Below are 22829 nucleotides of genomic sequence, written 5' to 3' on the forward strand. Positions count from 1 at the left end.
ACTTCCAGTTTGGAGCGTAAGGCAGACGTCTCACCGCGGGAGACGAACCGGGTTTTGTGAAGATATTGGACGAGAAGCATCTGGCATTCCCAGATCGGCCGGGTAACCGCACAGGTCTTGCCGTTGTATTGGAGGCTGAGAAGTGTTTCGTGCATTGCCCGCAGGCGTTTAAACAGGCGGGTATCTGTAGTCACGATCAATGGATTCTTAAGGAAGAGCATTCGAATACGAGCGAAATGTTCAAGGTGCACTTGGCTATCAACGGCTGGAAATGAATGAACGGAAAAGTTATAATGGAGTGACTGACGATTACATAAAAATTTAGATATAAATAAAGGAGAGAATCAACATGCAGGATCTTAGAGGTAAAACAGCGCTCATTACAGGTGCAGGCAGAGGGATAGGCCGAACAACCGCCATTTATTTTGCTAAGGAAGGTATTCATGTTGGACTGCTGGGAAGAAGTGTTGAGAATTTGGAGAAGGTGGCTGCTGAGCTAACAGAATACGGAGTTCGTGTTTCATTGGCAAGTGCGGATGTGGCTGATCTTGAATCTGTGAATCAAGCAGTGAATCATATTACGAGTGAGCTTGGACCTATAGATATTCTGATCAACAACGCGGGTATCGGCAAATTTGGCGGATTCCTGGAGCTTGAGCCAGCTGAGTGGGAGCAAATCATCAAGGTGAACGTGCTTGGCGTTTATTATGTAACTAGAGCGGTATTACCGCAAATGATCGAACGTAAGACGGGAGACATCATTAATATATCCTCTACAGCAGGGCAGAAGGGTTCCCCGGTATCGAGCGCTTACAGTGCATCGAAGGCAGCGGTACTGGCTATGACAGAATCTCTGATGCTAGAAGCGAGAAAGCACAATATCCGTGTGAGCGCCTTAACCCCTAGTACGGTTGCAACCGATATGGCGGTAGAACTGAACCTGACAGATGGCAACCCGGAAAAAGTAATGCAGCCAGAAGATCTCGCTGAGTATATGCTGGCACAGCTGAAGCTGAATTCTAGAATCTTCATTAAATCAGCCGGAATGTGGTCAACTAATCCATAATGTTGGCTTAGATACAGGGTGCGTTAGTCACCACATACCAACGACCAATATAAAACCATTCGTAATAAACCACGGATGGTTTTTTCGATGAAAAAATAATTCCTAAGCTCCATCCTAAGGAGTACAATGTATGGATAGGAAACTCTCTTACCAAAGGAGGGGCTGAGTGATCATGCTGTATGAGCAATATCTTGTACTAAACCAGAAGCTGCGTACCAGAGGAACAGGCGATGTCTCAATTGAGGTTACCGTTAAGAGTATCGCTGAGATCCTATTTTGCACGACGAGAAATGCGAAACTGGTTATACGAAAAATGACAGAACAAGGCTGGATCAATTTTGTATCCGGCAGGGGCAGAGGGAATAGATCAAGGCTTACATTCCTTGTCGATCGGGAAGAGATGCTGATCACAATAGCCAAAGATCTTGCCCAAAAGGGACAATTTAAACAAGCCTTCGAGATGCTCCATACTCATGGAGAACAGAATTCGATTGATCAGTTCTCTCTATGGCTGGATGGCTATTTTGGACTCGAAAAAGAACATAAAACGGGCAGTGAGACAAAGGATGTACTAAGAATACCAATCTATCGGCCAATAAATACAATGGACCCTGCGGATTGCTTCTGCAGCCTGTCCGCTCACATGATACAGCAGCTCTATGACCGGTTAGTGATCTACGATATAAATACAGAGCGGTTTATTCCGGCCCTGGCGCACCACTGGGAATCCAATGAAGATGCTACGGAGTGGACGTTTCACCTTAGAAAAGGAGTCTTGTTTCATAATGGAACGAAGTTAACCTCTGAGGATGTCCGTTTTACGATGGAGAGGCTTGCCTTAAATAGAAGAAATAGCTGGATTCTCAGGTCTCTTAAGCAAATTGAAGTCCTGTCATCTCATGCCATTCGCTTCGTATTATATCGCCCGAACTGGATCTTTCTCCGATTCGTTACAGCGGTATCCATGTCCATTCTTCCTAAGGATTATGCGGGGCTCTCAGAAGAGGAGTATTGGAAGCATCCGATTGGAACAGGGCCGTTTCAGTTTGCCGAATGGACGGAAGGCTGCTTCACCATGAATGCTCATCCTTATTACTACCAGGGTCGGCCTTACTTAGACAGCGTAATTGTTGCTACGTTGCCGGAGGAGGCAGGAATTATAGGAGGTTCGTCTAGAAAATGGAGCTGTCTGAACAGTTTGACTGCTGAAAGTGTAATGGACACTAGTGCTGCTGCATTGGATACTCAAGCTCCGGAGGACATAAAGCCGCTTGACAATATTGGTTCTGAGCATTACTGCACCGGACTTCTTACCTGGAACATGACAAAAGAGGGGAGTCAGCAAACGGCCCAGTTTCGTCATGCGGTTAATCTGTATCTGGACAGAGCGAGAATGATACAGGAATTAGGAGAGCATCGCTCCCACCCGGCCCATTCCTTTCTTGCAGACAACCGCTATTCAAGGCAAGCACATCATGTGGATGAGCAGTATGCCAGAGCGTTATTGAAGGAATCGGGATACGATGGATCACCCCTTGTTATTGGCAGCTATGGACTGCATGTGCGTGACGCAGAATGGATTAGGGGAAGACTTGCTGACCTGAACATTGAGGCGATTGTTGTTGCCAAAAACATGACCAATATTCTGGAAGACCATTTAGTAGAAGAGCTGGACTGTATTATTCATTCCGTCGTCCTGCCGGGTGAAGAGGTGTGCCTGGTCGAGAATTATGAACAGCACGGCAGTTATGTTAAAGAGTTGCTGGACCCCGGTATAGCGGATTGGGTACACGAGCGGATAGATCGTGCTCTGGCTTGCAGACGGGCTGATGAACGAATGGCCATGCTCGAAGAGGTTGAGGAATATTTGAGAAGAGAAGCCCATGTGCTGTTTCTCAATCATTCAAGCTTTCAAATACAATCCGATGCTTCCTTCAAAGGAGTAGCTATTAATTCGCTCGGATGGATTGATTTCAAGGAAATTTGGAAAGCATAGCTCAAAGGTAAATTGAGTTATACAAAATTCTGAAATAAAAGAGCAGGCTGCATTTTAGCAGACCTGCTCTTTCTTTGAATCCACCTGTTCATTTTTTAAGAGGATTTTGCTTTTCGTGACCGGCGTTTCCGGAAGAAACCATATAACAGGCTTAGATTAATAAATCCAACATGAGACCTTAATTTCATCCTTTTCTTTGCGCTGCTGCTTGAATAAGCTCTTAAAATCCCTCTGCGGTCCTGATGTTCCCAAATTTGTTGCTGATATTCATACAGCTTATGCTGTGTGTAATCATCCATAATAAAGACCTCCTTCTTGATGTCTTTATTATGAGGCTGAGAATAGCTTCTAAAAAGTGTAAACCTTACACCGATTATTTCCCCTTTTAACCATTCAGCTTCATTGGGAAGTATGGCTTTACATGACGATTCTTGCTGTGACGTTTTGGATACGGATGATGATTAGGATGCTTCTTGCCATGCTTGCTGCCCTTGTTGATGGCTGTGATCCTGCTCTATTCTTACATATAATTGATTCTTCTAATTCACTCGGCACACCTGCACTCTACGTTATGAGATCAAATCGTACATACCTATTGTATGCTTGAGAATGAAAGATCATCAGGTACGAATGTCAGGGCAAATGTCAATTTAACGAAATAACCTATGGCCACGCTCTTGAATTAAGAAATAAATAACGTGAATGGTTCATATGCTGAAATAGATGGGGCGTAAATAGCATTCGAAGGGAGGAGAACACTGCTATTGCTGATCCTGTTCTTGTTTGCCATAAGTGCTGCTGTTGCAAGTGTAGATACCACCTGTGGACTTAACGTATTGGGAAGTCTTGAGCATACGAAGGGGAATAAAGTCAAATATGCATTCATCTATATTATCTCTTGCATGGCTGGTGGGACCGTGACCGGCTTGATCATTAGTGGGCTGAATGCGATCATCAGCCTAACGGCAGTTTCTGCCTATTACGAGCCTATTCTGATCACATGTTTTATTATTGTTATGCTTCTTGAGATGTTCAACAAGTCCGCGATCCTGCCTTCAGGCAACTTTATCGTGCCTTCTTCCTGGATTAGCAAGGCGGATTATCGGACTGCAGCCTTGTGGGGAAATATACTGGGGCTGGGCTTCCTCACATTGCAGGCAGGTGTGCTGTTTCATACTTACGTCATTGTATCATTATTCACTTCACCGTGGTGGGCAAGTGTTGTCGCTGGATGCTGTTTCGGATGCATAAGAGGGACGGTGTACAGTCTCCCTGTGGTCCGTTCGTTGGTGTATCGATTGCTTGAAAAAAGAGCCGGACATTATACACTCCTCACGGCAATAAGGCTGACGCTGTCCTACTTGCTTATCTTGGGCTCTATTGCGGTACTGTTAGTCTCCTAATGTGACGAAGCCAATGGGTATTTCTAATCATAAGAATGATTGTGATTAGGCTAGTGTTCAAGAGTGATATGGAGATGGAGTGGTAGAGGTATGTACGAACTTCTTGCTATCCTTATGTCTTTCCCATTACTCATGTCGGCAGCCAGTTTCATTTGGGGAAAAGTACTTGGTGATCCGAGTAATTTTCCAGCGCATCCATCCCTCTATAAGGCACTCATCAGTGTACAAATTCTTGCTGCTCTTATCGTCTTCATTTACCAATCTTCCTTCAGCTTTATTCTTCTGTCACTGGTTTATCTGTCTCAAGCTATAGGGGTTCTGTTCATCATGCATACAAAAGGTAAGGTAGCTTGCGGCTGTCTAGGCCCTCAGGTGAGCTCCAATTTAAGCTATAAGCTCGTTCTACTGAACCTATTGTTTGTCTTTGCTGGGATATGGATCTGTTATTTTACTTACCAATTCTACGAACCCGTCATTATACCCGAAGGTGTATTAATTTATATGATTCTTGTACTGCTCGCTCTACTCATTGCTGTAGGCGTGCCTGATGCGCTGTATGCCATTGCAGCATACCGGTCCGTGGCTAGTCTAAACCGGCAAGTCATAAGCAAGCGGGGAGGAGGCGGAGGTTGAATATTTTATTTTGGCTATCGTATATCATACTGTGGCTGTTGGTCGTTCCGCTCGTTATTCTGAATCTAGTGCTGTTCAGGCAGCTCGGGATCATGATTATGGGAACGGCCCGGGGAGTGAATCAGTCTGGAATTCCTATTGGGAACAAGATACCTGCAGCTGCAGCCTTGAGGCTAGAAGGGGAGGAGTGGTCGACAGTCGAGTTGCTCGGCTCCCCCTCCTTGATGCTCTTTGGTTCTCCAACCTGTAAAGAATGTGCAGAGATAATGCCGGATTTCAAGCGCATAGCGGAGTTAAATGAGGTGAAGCCGATCCTTCTGTTATTCTCAACTGCTGAGCTTGCTTCTGAGTATGTGAGAAAGATCAATTATACAGATGAGGTGATGCTGGTAAGTCCGGATTTGGCGAATCAGCTCGATGTTCAGGTAACACCGTTCGCCTATGCGATTGACCGGGATGGCATAATCAAGCACAAAGGTCTAGTTAACAGCAGAGACCAACTGGAATTATATGTTAAGGCTTCAAAAGCTTCATGAAGAGGTGAAGTATGTGGCGAAATCCAAAAAATAAAGATGAAAAGATCCAGGACTTCATCAGCAGGCAAGTTAGAAAATGGAATTATGCTTATGGGGTAAGCAAAGCCTTGAATAAAGCTGCCGAGGCGATAGCGGTAGCACTAGCCAGGTTATTCATTCGTGATCGTAATACGGCCCAAATTTCTTATCTCTCGGGGGCCTGTTTTCCTCCACATGGTCAGCTGTGCCGCGGGTGTGGTTCAGACGGTGCCTGTCCTTCCACTTATGTGACATGCACAACATACAATGCGCTTATGGGCTGCAGAGGCTTGTGCCCGCATCCTTCGGGATGGTGGTATACCAGTGATCCTGTAGGGTTAAGGACCAAATGCACGGATTGTGTGACTCAGCAAATTATGCCGTATACGCCGGGAAACTGGTGTTACCAAGGTGCACGTATTAATGGAGAATATGTCATTTGTGGATGTCAATCGACCTTATTATATTAACATCTGCAATTAGCAAACACTTATATATGGGCATTTGCATATACTGCATAACAAAGAAGAGAACAGGGAGGAACGTCATGTCTACTCAGCGTGAACGACAATTGATGTTTCAATGTGAACATGAGACAGCGGATTATTTGAAGAAGTATCGGCAATATGTAAAAGAGTCCTGTGAGCAATTCATGAACCATGACGTCAGCATACAAACATTGGATGGCGAAACATTTGAAGGTACCATCGTAAATGTAGACCCTCATCATGTATATATCAGAGTTCATGAACAGCGGGGATTTGGCGGCCCAGGATTCGGACCTGGGTTCGGTCCCGGAGGACCTGGGTTCGGTCCCGGAGGACCCGGACTCGGAGGACCTGGCTCAGGCTGGGGACCCGGTGGAGGTAATGGGCCATATGGACCTGGTCATGGCGGCCCCGGATTTGGGCCAGGTCCTGGATATGGCCCAGGTTTCGGCTCAGGGCCAAACCCGAACGTTATTTTACCCCTCACATTGTTCAATTTGCTTACACTCAGTTTATTGATTTAGTTCGCACGATAAGGGATTGGAGGGATAATTCGAAATTCAGGATCATACATTAAGGAAAGTTGATCGGATAAAACTGCGGGATTCCCCGCAGTTTTTATTTTTTATTCAATGCAGTTTCTTCAATCATTCAAATTTAAGTTTTGAGGTATATTTTAGTTGAATGAAGAACATATGTGCTTACAAAGGGAGTGGTGTTTGATATAATATCCGTGTTATTCCAATATTTTACGGGAGGATGATAGGATGAAGGTATGGTTTAAGCATAATTGGCAGCTGAGAGAACAGTGGTATGAATGGTGCCGGGATGTTCCTTATGAGGAACTGGTCAAGGAGCGTATTGGCGGTGTCGGCAGCATCATGCGAACACTGTTTCACATTGTTGATGTGGAGTGGAGCTGGATCCAAATGATGCAAGGGAAGTCCCATGATGAGGAGAATTTCGATGAGTTCAATACAGTGGACAAGATTCAGGAGCTCGATCGACGTTACCGTCTGGACATCAAGGAGTTTATTGAGAATTGGAACGACAGTATGGAGGAAACTCCATTTTATTTTGACGAACCTACAGGTCAAGTGAACGTCGATGCATGGGGAGAGATTATGCGGCACACGATTGCACACCAGATTCATCATATTGGACAAATATCGTTGTGGGCAAGGGAGATCGGTAAGCCGCCTCTATCTCCAAATGTAATAGGAAGAGGACTCATTCAACCGCAAACCGTTCACAATCAAGGAATCTAGCTTTTGTCGATATACCTCTTCGGTTCATATATTTAGATGCTTACCTCCTATTAATCACCCATACCAAATCTGTCATGTAACATACTATATTATATCTTAATAGGATTGGGGGTAAGGTTATGTCAGAGTTTATTGATTCCAGAACCTCACAGAACGCCAGCTTTGCCAACTCCATTTCCATCCCGATTCTAGTCATTAATACTCCGCAATTATTTGGTCAGATCGGACTTCAAACCGCAGGGGCTGGTGCAAATCCACGTGTCGTTTTACAAGGGACGATATCATTGCAGCTTCCTCTTGCTCTCGTAGGGATTACGATTACGATCGTCAGAGGGACCGCCTCAACAGATCCCCTCGTTTATTCAGCGACTTCAACTTTTAATTTAAGTGTACTTGCTCCTCAAGTTATTACGTTCAACGCGGCAGATTTTAACCCGCCGATAGCACCACAATTAACGTATACAGCGTTTGTTACATCTAACTTGCTCGGAACCGTTCGGGTAGGGCCTGAGAACTTCAGCGGCATTCTTGTTTCTGATGCTGTATAATCTAGATATTTTTAATTAATTTTTCATTAGTATATTCGTAAGAATGGTATGACAGACTCTGCCACTGGCAGAGTTTTTGTCTATTGTTCTACCTGCCACATGAATCCTCCATGCGAATCAATTTCATATGATGAAATTCATTCATGATATAATAGATGGAAAAAACAAGAGTGGGTGCATGCATTGACATTTAAGAAAATAAAGCGGTCCTGGAGGGCCGAGAAATTATCATATTTGGGTTCGTCTATATTTACAGAGGTTGCAGAATGGAAAGAAGAAGCACGCTCTTCCGGCAATGAGATCATTGATCTGGGCATTGGAAGCCCTGACCGCGGGCCCACGGCTCATATTCGAAACATATTGAGTGAAGCCGTTCTTGATGAGAGCAATTATGCTTATCCGGGGACTTCCGGCAGCCAGCCTTTCCGTCAGCAGGCTTCTGCATGGATGAAGCATCGATTTGAGGTGGATGTAGATCCAAATACAGAGGTTTTAGCCCTTATGGGGTCTCAAGATGGGCTGGCACACCTGGCTCAGGCCATATGTAATCCTGGAGATCTAGCCATTGTTCCTGATCCCGGATATCCGATATACGCTGGTTCTCTTGCCATTGCTGGGGTGAAGCCTTGGTATCTTCCACTGAAGGAAGAAAACGATTTTCTACCTGATTTAGATAATGTCCCTGATCAAGTATGGGAGGAAGCTGTATTCATACTGCTTAATATTCCCGGAAATCCGATTGCGGTGACAGCGGATACAGAATTTTATGAGAAATTGATTCGAATCGCGACAAAGTGGAACGTACTCATTGTACATGACTTGGCGTACTCTGAGATGGCATTTGATGATTATCGGCCTATGAGTATTCTTGAACTTCCAGGCGCGAAGGATATCGCCGTTGAATTTCATTCCTTCTCGAAGAGCTTTAATATGGCTGGCTGCAGAATTGGCTTCTTAGCTGGTAACCCGGAAGTGGTAGCCGCACTTCGTGACCTGAAGAGCAACATTGATTACGGAGTATTCGAACCCATTCAGGCAGCAGCGATTGCTGCGCTGGAAGAGGCGATGAGTAAGGGGAAAGGAGATCGGGGAGTTGCTCCATTATATGAGGCTCGCCGAAATGCTTTTGTCGAGGCGCTTGCAGCCGAGGGCTGGAATGTTCCGAAACCAAAAGCGACGATGTTCTTATGGGCTCCGCTTCCTGCGAGTTTTAAAGGATCGGCAGAGGCCTCACGGAGATTTGCCCGTGAATTACTGCTGGCAACAGGGGTTGTGGTCATCCCTGGCGAAGCCTTCGGAACCGAAGGAGAGGGATACGTTCGGATTGCTCTCGTACAAGAACAGGAAAGGCTAATAGAAGCGGCAAAACGAATGGGCAGGTTTATCCGTCAGTACGAAATTTAATAAGTGAGATGTAAACATTATGGGAAGACGAGAAACACCTTCAATGCATACCGCACATCCTGACAAAATGCGGACATGTTCTTGAAGGTGTTTTTTTCATCCATTGCTCAGCTTATGCTCCTGCAGAACACGCTGTTTCCGATACGCACCAGGCGTCATGTTGGTCAGCTTCTTAAACGATCGGTTAAAGGAGGTGATATTATGATATCCAACGAGCTGGCTGATCTCGTTCACATTCAGGTCCGTAGTCACAAGCAGCTCGCATGCCTTGGACATGCGCACTCCCTGCAAATGCTCGCTGAAATTCATTCCTGTCTTCTCTTTAATATAGGCTGAGAGATAAGCGCTGGATAAATTGAGCTTGTCGGATAAGTAATCCAGCGAAATGTCCTCCATATACTTGTGCTGAATAATTTCGAAGAACATAACGACGATGGGCTCTGATGTTAAGTCCTGGCGTTTGCGAGTAAGCGCGCATGCAGCCGAGACAAATGGAAGGAAGCCTGAACGATACTCGGCAAAGGAATGACAATGCTCTATTCCTTCCATCCACAGCTTCAGTGCAGGGTAGGTATCCTCGCCGGGCAGAAGCTCCTTGGTACTCTCCAACAGTTTTACAGCAATGAGATGAGCATACTCCTGAAACTGCTGTATTCCGGCTCCTTGCTTATAAAATGGCACCAGCAGTTCTTCAATCAGCTCCATACAGCGTTCCTCATCCCCTGATTGTAGAGCTTGATGTAGATTTTTTTGCATGGCTGAAGAAATGGGAGGAAGCTCAGGAAGCGCTCTTTCCTCAAATATAATTTGAGTTTCTTCTATTAAATAGGCTTGTGATGACAGATTTCGTAAACGTTGATACGCCTCATTAAATCCGGAAGCATCAGCAACATGCGGACTGACGCCTACGGTCACAAGATAATGCTCTTGGTCCGCATCGAACGTTTGCTTGATTCGTTCTAGCAGCATGTTCAAATCCTGTGCAGAGGCTCCTTTCAATACGGAGACGATTTCATCGCTCTCCAGCTGGAATGTATGTGTATCCTGCACACATTCTGAAGAAATCAGATGGATATGCTCCAGCAAATGGCGGATAACCCGGATCTTATTTTCCTGAGCCTCCATTCCGGCTTGGCGCAAACGAATATCATAATAAACAATATGATATCGCCCCGAGCTGTTCAGGAAGTCTGACCACTCATTTATGTCGGTGTTGATATTTTTGAGCTGATTCATATAGGTATAGCTTTGGAGCGCTGCTTTTTGCTCCTTCATCCGCTGGATAACCATCTCTTTTTCTTTCTGAAGCTGTTGAATTCGGCTGTGGATAAGATCATATTCCCAGATCTGTCCCGCCGTATTGGATTCAATCCCCATAGGAGGTTCACTTTCGCCAGCATCGCCCTGAGTTCGATCCAACAGACTTGAGAGCATTTGCTTCACAGGGGAGTGAAGCTTTCTGCTAAGTACAACTGCAGCTATAATGGCGACCGCGAGTGAAGCGATAAACACCAGCAGTAGATATTTGGAGATATGCTGCAGCTGAACGGTGATTTGCGTGTCTGGAGTCGATGTAATGTAGGTGATTCCATCACTGCCAGTGGTCTTGAAATAATAAACTCCATTGTGCTTCACTATGTTCTCATCTTGAGTGAATTGGGGAATCTGATCAGCTTGAGCACTTCCATCCTTGCTGTACAGGATATTTCCTGTTTCATCCATCAGCATTAAATTTCCTTGACCTGTCGTCCCGTAAAATGCATCTGCCGCCTGCTCAATATCAATCATCGCTACAAGCTGATAAGAGGTGTCGGGATAGTGGAATATATATGGCATCAGCTTCTTGGACTCGATGTTCATCGCCGCAAGCTCGAAGTTAGAAGCAGTCAGCATTTGAAATGAATCTTGCTGATTAAGCTCTTCTTGCCAATCGGATAGGGTATAGTTCACATTATGATAAAAACGCTCAAACATATATTCACTGCTGCTGCTGCCGCTCTTGCCAAACGCAAGATCAGCCTGATCCAAATGGACAATGACATCTTGGATCATAAACAACGAATTATAGGCTTCTCGTCGAATCTCCTCAATAACCTCCTTGGCTTTCAAGAAATTCGCTCCGTCAATGCCATACCTCGTCAGTTCACTATTAAAGCTGATCAGATCCGGATTGTGATATAGATGAAAGAGCAGAATCTGTATTCTCTCAAAATGCTGGGCAAATCTCTCCGCTGTATTCTCCGTCTGCGTCTGACTGCTGCGCATAATTTCCTGCTCAAGTCCATTACGAAACATTGTATAGATAAGCACATAGAAGCAGCCAAACAACAGAATGAGGGTGAGAAAGCTCACAAATATTTTAAAGTATAAAGAACGCTTGCGGGCCCAGATCCACTTCATCGTACATTCATCTCCTAACGTTATTTCTGTGCTGCCAAAGCTTGACCGAATCCTTCTTAATCGGCTTATTGTAGCAAGACAGTATTAAATCGCAGGGGCACCATTGTAAATCAGATGTAAAATACAGCTGTGTATTTTTTAAGATTGTATTGTGTTTTTAAGAAAAGATGATTGGTTTTGTAAAGTTCTGAATAGATGTCTACAAACCAAAAAACGGTAAATACCCTTCTAGCAAAAGCTCTTGTATCATGTGACTTGGAAGTGACATCACAGTGCTTGCATTTGTAACTGTAAAAAGGGGGTGTTAAGTATTGGGAAGGATATAGCAACCAAGATGCAGGTAACTGAGAGAAAGAAATGGAAGCAGAGAAGCAGCCTGCGAGCATGGACCCGAAATTGGGAGCTGTACTTATTGTTTCTGCCTGTGCTCGCTTACTTCATTATCTTTCATTATATTCCGATGTATGGAGTGCAAATTGCCTTCAAGGACTTCATCGCGAACAAAGGGATCATGGGGAGTCCTTGGGTCGGTTTCGAGCATTTTGAGAGATTCTTTGACAGCTTCTATTTCTGGAGAATTATTAAGAACACGCTGGGGATTGGCATATACGAGCTGATCGTCGGGTTTCCCATTCCGATTATCCTTGCACTCATGATCCATGAGCTGAGAACAGGCAAGTTTCGAAAATTTGTGCAAACCGTCACGTACATGCCGCACTTCCTATCCACGATTGTCATGGTGGGCATGATCATGATGTTCTTGTCTCCCGCATCTGGACTCATTAATGTAGTCATCTCGTTATTTGGCGGGGAGCCAATCAGCTTCATGACAGAACCTGGCTGGTTCAAGAGCATCTACGTATGGTCCGGTGTATGGCAAACGATGGGCTGGAGCTCCATTATCTATATCGCAGCTCTTGCCGGGATTGATCCGCAGCTTCATGAAGCAGCCAGAGTGGATGGAGCATCCAGGCTCCGTAGAATATGGCATATCAATTTACCGGGCATCGCGCCAACGATTATCGTACTGCTCATCTTGAACATGGGCTCCATTCTTGGCGTCGGGTTCGAGAAAGTATTCCTGATGCAAAACGACTTGAATATGGAAAGCTCGGATGTGATCTCTACCAATGTCTATCGCAGCGGTATACTCGGGGCACAGTACAGCTTCTCGGCCGCAGTCGGACTATTCAATTCTGTCGTTAATTTCATTATGTTACTCACGGTTAACCGGATTGCACGTAAAGTCAGCTCAAGCAGTCTTTGGTAGAAAGGAGGCCTATAAGAATGGCAGAAAGCCGGGGAGATCGTTACGTCATGACTGCAATATACATTCTGCTTGGACTCGTCTCTCTCATTGTCTTATATCCGATATATTTTGTACTGATCGCCTCTTTTAGCAGTCCGGAGGATGTTATGCTGGGCAAGGTATGGCTCTGGCCGAAGAGTTTGTCTCTAGTCGGTTATGAACGGATATTTGAGAATAACGAATTGATGAAGGGTTACTTTAACACGATTCTATACACGTTCTTTGGAACCCTACTCAATGTGGTGATGACGATTGCTGCGGCATATCCGCTGTCTCGTCAGGACTTCAAAGGGAGAAATGCATTTACGATCCTAATCGTGTTTACGATGTTCTTCAGCGGAGGCATGATCCCATCCTATCTGTTGATTAAGGATCTGGGGATGCTGGATACGTTCTGGGCGATGATTCTGCCTACAGCGGTATCCGTGTGGAACATTCTAATTATGAGGACGTTCTTCCAAAGCTCCATTCCAAGAGAGCTGCAGGAGGCAGCATTTCTGGATGGATGCTCCAACCTGAAGCTGCTTGTCCGGATTATCCTTCCGCTGTCCGGGCCGGTGCTGGCGGTTATGGTATTATTTTATGCCGTAGGTCATTGGAACAGCTATTTCAACGCTCTGATCTATCTATCTGACAGGGATAAGTATCCGCTGCAGCTGTTTTTAAGAGAAATTCTAATTCAGAATCAAATGCAAAATATGGTGGACTTGGGCAGCGATACATATTCCAAAAGCTTGATGGAGGTTGAAGCCATCAAATACGCAGCCGTCATGGTGACGAATCTGCCGATGCTCATCCTATATCCGTTCCTGCAAAAATATTTCATTAAAGGTGTCATGATTGGCGCTATTAAAGGATAACTGAGGTTTTTACTAATATCGAGGAGTGAATTAGATGATGTGGAAAAAATGGGGGAGACCTTCTTTGTCGTTGGTTATTGCAGCAAGCTTAATGGCGGGCTGCGGCTCAAGTGAAGGCAGCGGAGAAGCCGAAGGAGAATCTGCTACTGAAGCAACATCCAATTTGAATGAGACGGGAATGCCGATCGTCAATGAGAAAATCACGCTTGATTTTTTCACCGGGAAGTGGGCAGGAAACAGCAGCAATTACGATGAAGTGCTCGTGTGGGAGAAGTATCAGGAGCTGTCCAATATTGATGTGAACTTTAATCTAGTTCCTTTTGAAACGCTGACAGAGAAGCGCAATTTGGCACTGGCCGGCGGAGATTATCCGGATGTCTTCTACTCCGCAAGAGTAGGCTCTGCTGAACTGACCCGATATGGACCGCAAGGGGTATTCATCCCACTGAATGATCTGATTAATCAGTATGCTCCCAATTTCAAGAAGCTGATGGATAAGAATCCGGGAATTCGTAAAGGTCTGACGATGCCGGACGGGAATATTTACTCTCTGCCTTCTTTCTATGATCCCAACTTCTTATCCATGCTTATCGGTACACCTTTATGGATTAATGAAGACTGGCTGAAGGAGCTGGGCATGGATGAGCCGGATACTATTGATGAATTCTATAATTATCTAACGGCGGTCAAGGAGACCGATCTGAATGGAAATGGCAAGAATGATGAAATTCCATTTGGAGGTACCGGTATTACATCAATCATCGATCAGGTCAAAGGGGCATGGGGTCTAGGAACGAAAGGTCTTGGACATAAATTCGTCGATGTGGATCCGGACACGAATGAGCTCCGTTTCACGAAGACGCTGCCAGAGTACAAGGAAATGCTGCAATTTATGAATAAGCTGTACACAGAAGGATTAATTGACAAAGAAATATTCACAATTGAGAGCAGTGCTCTGAACGCCAAGGGACAGGCCGACCTGCTCGGTTCCACCATCGTTCCGAACCCGGATACGGTAATGGGCAAGAATAACTACATCGGACTCGGCGCATTGGAAGGGCCGCATGGCGATAAGCTGTATTCCCATGTGAAGGTTCCGATGGTGCATGTAGGAGCCTTTGCAATTACAGATAAGAACGAGCATCCGGAAGCAACGATCCGCTGGATGGATCACTTCTTCGGACAGGAAGGTGCAACGTTCTTCTTCATGGGAGAAGAAGGCACCACTTATAACAAAAATGCGGATGGCGAGCTTGAATACATTGAAGAAATTACAAATAACCCAGATGGGCTCACGATGGATCAGGCGCTTACTCAATATTTCACCTGGACAGGCGGAAGTTATCCTGGTTATGTGAAAGGCGAATATTTTAAAGGATCAGAAACCTTGCCAAATTCGATGGAAGCCGCAGAGAAGGCTGAACCGGACGCAGTGGAAGATATTTGGTACAACTTTAACTTTACGAACGAAGAGACGGATTTTATGTCCTCGGTTGGTAAAGACATTCATGATTATATTGGCGAAATGGAAGCAAAATTCGTTAATGGCAGTGCCTCTTTTGATGAGTGGGACACGTATGTGGAGACCATTGACAAAATGGGACTTGAAGAGTATATGAAGATCTATCAGGCTGCTTATGAACGTTATAATGCAAGCTAAACAACCGATGAAAATAGCGATTAAGGGATACCGTGCCGGAGCTGCTAAATATGCACAGCGCTATGCGGAACACCCTGCGATTCAGTTATCTGGTGTGTGTGTTCCAAGTATGGGTGAAGCTGAAGAGTGGGCAGAGCACGTTCATTTGACCGTATTTCATAGCCTGCCAGAGCTGCTGGCAGAACAGAAGCCGGATATCCTTCATTTTACACTTCCGGTGAAGGAGCACTTGGCTGATCTGCACTCCGCTGCGGAAGCGGGAGTTCTTATGATCTGCGAGAAGCCCTTCGGCTTGTCATCAACAGATATGAATCAGCTTGTTGCGATGTGCAAACAGCATGGTGTAAAAATAATTCCTTCTCACGAGGCCTTGTTCAGACCGGATTATTCGGATCTGGCACGGCAGGTGAGAGCGGGAGTGATCGGCAGTCCAGGCGTCGTTCATGTGAGACGCATGATGACAAGAGAAGAAGCTGGCGGCAGCCATGTGCCTTCATCCTCTGCTTATCATAACGAAACCATCATGGCACTTTTTATTGAAGAAATTGAATTTATGTGTCATTTGTTAGGTGAAGTGGAGAGCGTATTCGCACAGCATATTCGTAAGGAGTGGGCTGAGTATGCGCTGTTGACACTAAAGTATCAATGTGGAACCATTGTGAATTTGGAAGGCATGTTAGGTTATCCGATTCCGGAATCATCTGAATTCGAGATGGCAGGTAATCAAGGAATTATTCGTTCTAGCCCGAAGATGAGCACATCGGTGGAGATCAGAAGAGTGAGCTCCCCGTCTGCAAAGTATGTGATTACAGATTGTGCTCATCCTAAGCACCGTTCCGAATTCAGCATGGTGAGTCCTGCCTTTGAGGATGCGGCCGACGGATTCATGCGATCTGTGCTTCATATTGCAGCTCATAAGGCTGACCCTGATATAACGCTGCTGGACTCATGGAAGGCGGCAGTTATAGTGCAGGCAGCTGCTTATTCGGCAAAGAATAGGCAAGCGGTGACGATGAAATCATTTCGTTTAACAGAAGGATGGTGGCGGGATGCGTAAGCTTCGTATCGGCATGATCAGCTTTGCTCATTCCCATGCTTTCAGCTATTACAGGCAGCTGCAGCATATTAAGAATGCTGAGGTAACCGCGATTGCAGATCACCAATATGATCGGGTCCAAGCGATAGTTGAACGCGACCATGTTCATTTCTATCAAGATCATCGGGAGCTGCTCCAGCTGCCGGATTTAGATGCAGTCATCATTTGTTCAGAGAATGTTCATCATGCCTCACTCGTTACTGACAGTGCGAAGGCAGGCATGCATATATTATGCGAGAAGCCCCTTGGAACAGGACGCAGGGAAATGAGGCATATGATTGATATTTGCCAAGAAATGCAGGTACAGTTAATGACCGCCTTTCCTTGCCGCTACCTTCCGTCTGTGATTCGGGTTAAGGAAGCACTAGATCAAGGCGAGATTGGTGAAGTCATGGCCGCTAAAGGGTATAACAGAGGCGGAATGCCAGGCGGCTGGTTTGTCGATCCGGTACGATCAGGCGGTGGTGCGCTGCTCGATCATACGGTACATGTTGCCGATTTGCTGAACTGGATGCTCGGAGTACAGCCCCGAGTTGTTCATGCTGAGAAGGGTACACTATTTCACCATATTCCTGTCGAGGATTCCGGTATTGTTCATTTGGAGTATGCGAATGGCGTGATTGGAGTCATCGATACAAGCTGGTCTCGTAATCCTGTGTTTCCTTATTGGGGAGATGTTAAGCTGGATATTATCGGAACTGAAGGAATAATAAGAATGGATGCTTTTGCCCAAGTCAATGAAGTGTTCAGCATAGAGCAAGGGAGGGCAAGGTACAGCTACTTTGGAGACAAGATGGATTATTACATGCTTCAGGATTTTGTGAACTGTATTCTTGAAGGAAGATCAGTAGCAATTACGGGAGAAGACGGGTACGCCGCAGCCGAGGTAGCTTTGTCGGCCTATGATTACCTGGAGAGAAGATCGTAATCTATAATTTGAAACAAGGTGCGCCTCAACGAAGGAGGCGCACCTTGTTATTTTTAAGTTTAAAGAAGATCGATACAACGAGCAGACTAATCAAACCGGAATCGATCAATCTGACGACATGAACACCTATGCTATGAATAGGTACCAAATCAGCGATAAACCAAATAAGGAAGAATACTATAGATAATAGACCAATGGAAAGCCAGTACATCCACTTTTGGTTAGAAGGAGTACTGCGATTGGCTAATACTTTATATTTTCTTGCTCGATAGAGTAAGTAAATAACAATCAATGATAGTCCGGCCAGCGTTCCGCCATGCTGTAGTATTTTGTAGATGGGAATCTCATAGCCCAATACTTGCAGGTCAGCGCTTAGGAACGGTATCCGATCAACAACAAATCCATGTTGATGCGTAAAAGCATCCCACACCACATGCGTTAACATCCCAAGCAAGGCAGAGTAGCAGAAGATGATTATTTTAGCTGGTAAACCGAAATTAGAGATGCGCTGATAACGGTCCTGCATAAATACAGGCAAATGATCGAATAGGCTGTTATGTATCCAATAATGATAGATCAGATAGACCACCGCGACCAGCGGCAAATTAAAATAGAAGAAACCGGCAAAGGTGTGTCCGGTCATCCCTGCAGGCTGACCTCGTAGAAAGTATTCAAAATCCGGGGCCATGCTCCCCAGCACCAGAGCTGTAAAATGAAGATACTTGCTCTTGCGAGAGAAAGGCAGAACAGCAGCAGGATGGGCGAAAGTAAATGGCATCGTTGTATGAAGTCTCCTTTTTAATGGGTCAAAATCAGTCTCTAGATGTATGTATTACCGAGCTCAGGCACGTTAAATTATAGCATAAACCGTTAGGCTATAAATTGGAGGCAAAGACGGATGGAATTAATAAACATTGTAAAGCTGACTGAGCTTACTGAGGAGCGGCTAATGCAGGCCGCGGACGTATACGTGAATAGTTATTATAACGAGTTAAGCTCGATGTCGAAAGATAAAAGTATGTTAAAGAAAATAATAAAAGCGTCATTGAATAAAGATCAATTCTACGCTGCTACCATTGATGGTCAAGTTGTCGGAATTATGGCATACTCGACGAGCATCACTCGCTCTCAGCATTTTGATAAAGGCTTCCTAAGAAGCATACTAGGTAAGGTTCAAGGCAGTGTAGTTCATTATTTCCTGGCAAAACAATTTCACGTACCCGCTCCAATTCTTAGAGATGAGTGCTTTTTGGAGGCAGTAGCGACAGACCCTAAGTATCGGGGGAGGGGCATCGCGACAGCATTGCTGCTCCATCTGATCCATCAGCTGCCATATCAGGTTTTTAAGCTGGAAGTGGTTGATACGAATTATGCTGCACGATCTATTTATGAGAAGCATGGTTTTCATATTTATAAGACTGTGCAACAAAGGCTGTTTCGCAAAAAACTTGGCTTCAATGAGAAGCTGTATATGGTAAAGACAGTGGAACGTACAAATATATAGCATAAAGAAATGAAATAGTTTTTACGGAATGACAACTTTTATTTAGTGTGCAAATTTCAAGTTTTAATATAGTACTTTTGTAATTTCAGCAAACCAACCGTCCACCCATTACGTTTATAGATTTAGAACATTGGTACGTGACTAGGTGGGAGGTAGACAATGAATTCAGATCACAGGAATGAAGAAAAATCTGTCAGTGATGAGCATTTGAATGATGAAGCTAAACATCCGGGGGATCGCAACAAAAAGAAACGCTTGTTTTTAATTATAGCTTCTGCGGCTGCAATGCTGTTAGCAGGATATTTGGTGATGGAGCATGTATTATCTGAAACTGATGCCGAGAGTCGTTATTCACCGAAAATGCAAAAGTATATAGAAGTCATTGATTATGATCAGAACTTCATGCTGGCTGCTCAACATGACCTGCTGCAGGAACTACATGTATCGGATACAAGCGGAGAGTATGAACTGGCTGTTGGCGGAATCATTGCCGATGAGGAAAAAGCTGTAATCCTGTATTCCGTGAGCGGTCCCGATCTTAAGGAACACCAAGACGCAACTGATGCTATTGAGTTAATTATCGACGAAGATGCTCCTCATTCGATTGGTTATGGTCATACTTCGCTAAACGAAGACGAGACGATCATTTATCAAAGTATTCAGCTAAATATGGAACATGGTGAGCTACTTCCCAATGAGCTTAAGCTTGAGATGAATATAAACGAGCAGCCTCTTGAAGTTACATTCCCAGTAGATCACTCTCAGTTTGCAGGTATGCGAGAACACATGGATATCAATAAAACTATTGTCATCGATAACCAAACTCTAACGTTTCATGATATGGAGATTACGCCGCTGCAAACCATGATCCGGATGGAAACGGATACGGAGAATACAAAGAATATTAACCATTTGAATGGGTTCAGGTTAACCGACAATAAAGGGAACCATTGGGCTGAAATCTCAAATGGAACGAACGGATCTGGGGATATAAGCTCAGGATCGTACATTGCATACATGGATAGTATTTACTTTGACAAGCCAGATCATCTATCCATAATGCTAGATGGCGTTAGTCTGTCTGACAAGAATTTAGAGTTTGTGCTCAATACAGATACTTTAGAAATGGTAGAGGCTCCTGATCATCGGTTGAAGATTGCAGAAATAGATCGGAATCAGGGTTATGTATATATTCAGCTTGAGTATAATGATCCGGAAGAATCATTTAATAAACCACCGTATCGAGTATTACGTTTGCTTAAAGAAGATAACGTGTTTACTGACGCTGCAGGTATAAAATACAAGATAACAGGCTCACCTCAATCCGCATTTAGTTTTGGAGATAATAGGACTACACTTCTATACATGGTGAACATTCCAAATGAAGATTATGAACAACCCTTAACTTTTGAGATTAACGAATATTCGGGAAAAGTAGATCAGAAGATTGAGATTCCTGTGTACTAACATTGTAGTGAGGATTCAGTTAGGTAAAAAATTGAAATGATCCGCAACATGAGATGCGTTGCTCCAGTTGCGGATCTCTTTATGCTTTTTACAATACATTAGATGCAGCACCGAGCTCCAGATTCTTCTCTAAAATGATGGCAATTCGATTCATCTTAATTAGTTCACTCCTATATTCATAGTCAGAATTACTTATGGAATTTTATGTATAGTATGATACAGTTTTATTTTCATATAAACTAGAGTAGACCTTAGATAAATCGTGAGTACTGCAGCATGGTAACTTTTCAAGCCGGCCCATAAAAGCTATAATATAAAGGATTGTTTAGAATCTCTATTGAAAGCGAGCGAATATTGATATGGGTCGTAAGTGGAATAATATTAAAGAAAAGAAGGCGTCCAAAGACGCAAGCACAAGTCGCGTATATGCGAAGTTCGGACGTGAGATTTATGTTGTTGCCCGTCAAGGAGAGCCTGATCCGGAATCGAACCGTGCGCTAAAGGTCGTTCTGGAGCGTGCTAAGACTTACAACGTACCGAAAGCGATCATTGACCGTGCACTGGAAAAAGCGAAGGGCGGATCAGAAGAGAACTTTGATGAGCTTCGTTACGAAGGCTTTGGTCCAAATGGATCGATGGTCATTGTGGATGCACTTACGAACAATGTAAACCGTACGGCTTCTGAAGTTCGTTCAACCTTTACGAAGAATGGCGGTAATCTGGGTGTCAGTGGTTCTGTCAGCTACATGTTTGACTCTACCGCAGTCATCGGGGTGGAAGGCAAATCTGCAGATGAAGTGCTTGAGCTGCTGATGGAAGCTGATCTGGATGTCCGTGATATTGTGGAAGAAGATGAAGCGGTTATCGTATATGCGGAGCCGGATCAATTCCATGCAGTACAAGATGCATTTAAAAATGCAGGTGTAACGGAGTTTACTGTTGCTGAGCTAACGATGCTGCCGCAAACCTTTGTATCCTTGGAAGGCGATGCACTTACACAATTCGAGAAGTTGATCGATGTACTTGAGGATCTTGAGGACGTGCAGCAAGTGTACCATAATGTGGAATTTGAAGAATAGGATCATACAACTTTCTGATGAAAGTTGAAATTTTGTCATCAGCCTCTCATTTATCACGGGATAAATGGGAGGTTTTTATATGAACGTAATATCTGTAAAAATGTACATTGCGTGAAGCTGTGCTGAAACCTGAACAGCAGCAAGGGAGTAAGGAATTTTCTATGTTATAATTTTATGGTTGTCTATTTAAGACTACGGTAAGAGCAAAGAAAATTTACGAAAAGGGGAGAGTTCATCTACAGTGAAGCTGGTATCTTGGAATGTAAACGGGCTGAGAGCCTGTGTAAATAAAGGATTTATGGATTATTTTCATCAGATGGATGCGGACATTTTTTGTCTGCAGGAGACAAAGCTGCAAGAGGGTCAAATTCAGATGGAGCTGGACGACGCCTACGAGGATTATTGGAATTATGCAGAGAAGAAGGGTTATTCAGGAACTGCTGTGTTTACAAGAATCAAGCCAATCTCTGTACAGTACGGCATGAGTGAGGATGATCCAGATCCGGAGGGTCGAATGATCACGCTGGAGTTTGAGCAATTTTATCTGGTAAATGTGTACACACCGAATGCGAGAAGGGATTTATCTCGTCTACCGCTTCGTCTGGATTGGGAGGAACGTTTTCGAGCATATCTTAATGAGCTGGACAAGTATAAGCCTGTGGTCGTATGTGGAGACATGAACGTAGCACACCAGGAGATTGACCTCAAGAATGCAAAATCAAACCGTGGTAATTCAGGCTTTACGCTCGAAGAACGCGAGAAAATGACTCTTCTGCTGGATTCAGGCTTCATCGATTCTTTCCGTTACTTTTATCCCGATCGGACGGATGTGTACACCTGGTGGTCTTATATGGCAAAAGTAAGGGAGCGGAATATTGGTTGGCGTATTGATTACTTCCTTGCTTCGAACCGGCTCGCACCGTACTTGAAGGATTCAGGGGCAGACTGTCATATCATGGGAAGTGATCATTGTCCGGTGTACTTGGAGATGGAGCTTGATGAATCTCTTCAAAGTGCTTAACTGCTAACCGTTATAAATAGTTTTTAGGGATGAGCAAGGCATTTTATATAAAGTCATATGGAAATTCATTTAAAAGTCTGATAAATGATTAGTGCTGTTTAATTGATTGTGCCCCAAGCACTATGTTGCCTTGGTTCATCCCTTT

23 protein-coding genes are annotated in these 22829 nt (G+C 44.4%); 20 read left to right on the top strand and 3 right to left on the bottom strand.

Annotated elements, in window-relative coordinates; genetic code table 11:
* Nucleotides 1–56 precede the first annotated feature (56 nt).
* The 3 genes from BM415_RS06165 (at nucleotide 57) to BM415_RS06175 (ending at nucleotide 3062) form a co-directional block, all read left to right on the top strand.
* Nucleotides 57–275: a PNPOx family protein gene (locus BM415_RS06165; RefSeq protein WP_091155734.1), complete on the top strand. Its 219-nt coding sequence runs from the start codon at nucleotides 57–59 to the stop codon at nucleotides 273–275.
* Nucleotides 276–349: 74 nt separating this feature from the next.
* Complete coding sequence (locus tag BM415_RS06170; protein WP_091155737.1) at nucleotides 350–1066, top strand: 3-ketoacyl-ACP reductase; 717 nt, start codon at nucleotides 350–352, stop codon at nucleotides 1064–1066.
* A gap of 172 nt (nucleotides 1067–1238) precedes the next feature.
* Nucleotides 1239–3062 (top strand): ABC transporter substrate-binding protein, encoded by a 1824-nt coding sequence (locus BM415_RS06175; protein ID WP_091155740.1) that lies wholly within the window; start codon nucleotides 1239–1241, stop codon nucleotides 3060–3062.
* A gap of 95 nt (nucleotides 3063–3157) precedes the next feature.
* Here BM415_RS06175 and BM415_RS06180 read toward each other — a convergent pair whose 3' ends face one another.
* Nucleotides 3158–3361: a hypothetical protein gene (locus BM415_RS06180; RefSeq protein WP_091155742.1), complete on the bottom strand. Its 204-nt coding sequence runs from the start codon at nucleotides 3359–3361 to the stop codon at nucleotides 3158–3160.
* 465 nt (nucleotides 3362–3826) lie between these two features.
* Between BM415_RS06180 and BM415_RS06190 the strand changes: the two genes are divergently transcribed.
* From BM415_RS06190 to BM415_RS06225, 8 genes are all read left to right on the top strand, one after another.
* Nucleotides 3827–4465, top strand: a complete 639-nt coding sequence (locus BM415_RS06190; RefSeq protein WP_244533161.1) for a hypothetical protein — start codon at nucleotides 3827–3829, stop codon at nucleotides 4463–4465.
* Nucleotides 4466–4555: 90 nt separating this feature from the next.
* A complete protein-coding gene (locus tag BM415_RS06195) occupies nucleotides 4556–5098 on the top strand; it encodes a MauE/DoxX family redox-associated membrane protein (protein WP_091155749.1) in 543 nt (180 codons plus the stop codon).
* Nucleotides 5095–5634 (top strand): TlpA family protein disulfide reductase, encoded by a 540-nt coding sequence (locus BM415_RS06200; RefSeq protein ID WP_091155751.1) that lies wholly within the window; start codon nucleotides 5095–5097, stop codon nucleotides 5632–5634. Before BM415_RS06195 ends, BM415_RS06200 begins: the two co-directional genes overlap by 4 nt.
* 11 nt (nucleotides 5635–5645) lie before the next feature.
* Nucleotides 5646–6122 carry a hypothetical protein gene (locus BM415_RS06205; RefSeq protein ID WP_091155753.1) on the top strand — a complete coding sequence of 159 codons (477 nt, stop codon included), beginning with the start codon at nucleotides 5646–5648 and terminating at the stop codon, nucleotides 6120–6122.
* Between the two features lie 77 nt (nucleotides 6123–6199).
* Complete coding sequence (locus BM415_RS06210) at nucleotides 6200–6664, top strand: hypothetical protein (protein ID WP_091155755.1); 465 nt, start codon at nucleotides 6200–6202, stop codon at nucleotides 6662–6664.
* A gap of 243 nt (nucleotides 6665–6907) precedes the next feature.
* Entirely contained in the window at nucleotides 6908–7408 is a 501-nt protein-coding gene (locus BM415_RS06215; RefSeq protein WP_091155757.1) for a DinB family protein, read from the top strand.
* 119 nt (nucleotides 7409–7527) lie between these two features.
* Nucleotides 7528–7956, top strand: a complete 429-nt coding sequence (locus BM415_RS06220; protein ID WP_091155759.1) for a hypothetical protein — start codon at nucleotides 7528–7530, stop codon at nucleotides 7954–7956.
* 183 nt (nucleotides 7957–8139) lie between these two features.
* Nucleotides 8140–9360: an aminotransferase class I/II-fold pyridoxal phosphate-dependent enzyme gene (locus tag BM415_RS06225; protein WP_244533162.1), complete on the top strand. Its 1221-nt coding sequence runs from the start codon at nucleotides 8140–8142 to the stop codon at nucleotides 9358–9360.
* A gap of 96 nt (nucleotides 9361–9456) precedes the next feature.
* On the opposite strand, the gene BM415_RS06230 is transcribed toward BM415_RS06225, so the two are convergent.
* A complete protein-coding gene (locus tag BM415_RS06230) occupies nucleotides 9457–11760 on the bottom strand; it encodes a helix-turn-helix domain-containing protein (RefSeq protein ID WP_091155761.1) in 2304 nt (767 codons plus the stop codon).
* A 334-nt stretch (nucleotides 11761–12094) separates the two neighbouring features.
* On the opposite strand from BM415_RS06230, the gene BM415_RS06235 reads away from it, so the two are divergent.
* From BM415_RS06235 to BM415_RS06255, 5 genes are read left to right on the top strand one after another with little or no spacing between them, the layout of a single operon-like run.
* Complete coding sequence (locus tag BM415_RS06235; RefSeq protein WP_091155764.1) at nucleotides 12095–13030, top strand: ABC transporter permease; 936 nt, start codon at nucleotides 12095–12097, stop codon at nucleotides 13028–13030.
* A 17-nt stretch (nucleotides 13031–13047) separates the two neighbouring features.
* Nucleotides 13048–13929: a carbohydrate ABC transporter permease gene (locus BM415_RS06240; RefSeq protein ID WP_091155765.1), complete on the top strand. Its 882-nt coding sequence runs from the start codon at nucleotides 13048–13050 to the stop codon at nucleotides 13927–13929.
* A gap of 34 nt (nucleotides 13930–13963) precedes the next feature.
* A complete protein-coding gene (locus BM415_RS06245; protein ID WP_091155768.1) occupies nucleotides 13964–15589 on the top strand; it encodes an extracellular solute-binding protein in 1626 nt (541 codons plus the stop codon).
* Nucleotides 15567–16646 (top strand): Gfo/Idh/MocA family protein, encoded by a 1080-nt coding sequence (locus BM415_RS06250; protein WP_091155769.1) that lies wholly within the window; start codon nucleotides 15567–15569, stop codon nucleotides 16644–16646. The genes BM415_RS06245 and BM415_RS06250 overlap by 23 nt, the downstream gene beginning before the upstream one ends.
* On the top strand, nucleotides 16639–17613 hold the full coding sequence (locus BM415_RS06255; protein WP_091155772.1) for a Gfo/Idh/MocA family protein: 975 nt from the start codon (nucleotides 16639–16641) through the stop codon (nucleotides 17611–17613). Before BM415_RS06250 ends, BM415_RS06255 begins: the two co-directional genes overlap by 8 nt.
* Nucleotides 17614–17638: 25 nt before the next feature.
* On the opposite strand, the gene BM415_RS06260 is transcribed toward BM415_RS06255, so the two are convergent.
* Complete coding sequence (locus tag BM415_RS06260; RefSeq protein WP_091155774.1) at nucleotides 17639–18391, bottom strand: DUF4184 family protein; 753 nt, start codon at nucleotides 18389–18391, stop codon at nucleotides 17639–17641.
* A 120-nt stretch (nucleotides 18392–18511) separates the two neighbouring features.
* Here BM415_RS06260 and BM415_RS06265 point away from each other — a divergent pair, with 120 nt between their 5' ends.
* The 4 genes from BM415_RS06265 to BM415_RS06280 all read left to right on the top strand — a co-directional run bounded on the left by BM415_RS06265 (nucleotide 18512) and on the right by BM415_RS06280 (nucleotide 22684).
* Nucleotides 18512–19117 carry a GNAT family N-acetyltransferase gene (locus BM415_RS06265; protein ID WP_091155776.1) on the top strand — a complete coding sequence of 202 codons (606 nt, stop codon included), beginning with the start codon at nucleotides 18512–18514 and terminating at the stop codon, nucleotides 19115–19117.
* A gap of 159 nt (nucleotides 19118–19276) precedes the next feature.
* Entirely contained in the window at nucleotides 19277–20584 is a 1308-nt protein-coding gene (locus BM415_RS06270; RefSeq protein WP_091155779.1) for a DUF4179 domain-containing protein, read from the top strand.
* A 359-nt stretch (nucleotides 20585–20943) separates the two neighbouring features.
* Nucleotides 20944–21663 carry a YebC/PmpR family DNA-binding transcriptional regulator gene (locus BM415_RS06275; protein WP_047913983.1) on the top strand — a complete coding sequence of 240 codons (720 nt, stop codon included), beginning with the start codon at nucleotides 20944–20946 and terminating at the stop codon, nucleotides 21661–21663.
* A 241-nt stretch (nucleotides 21664–21904) separates the two neighbouring features.
* On the top strand, nucleotides 21905–22684 hold the full coding sequence (locus tag BM415_RS06280; protein ID WP_091155780.1) for an exodeoxyribonuclease III: 780 nt from the start codon (nucleotides 21905–21907) through the stop codon (nucleotides 22682–22684).
* Nucleotides 22685–22829 lie beyond the last annotated feature (145 nt).

It is taken from the genome of Paenibacillus sp. 453mf (assembly GCF_900116105.1).
Taxonomy (GTDB): Bacteria; Bacillota; Bacilli; order Paenibacillales; family Paenibacillaceae; genus Paenibacillus; species Paenibacillus provencensis.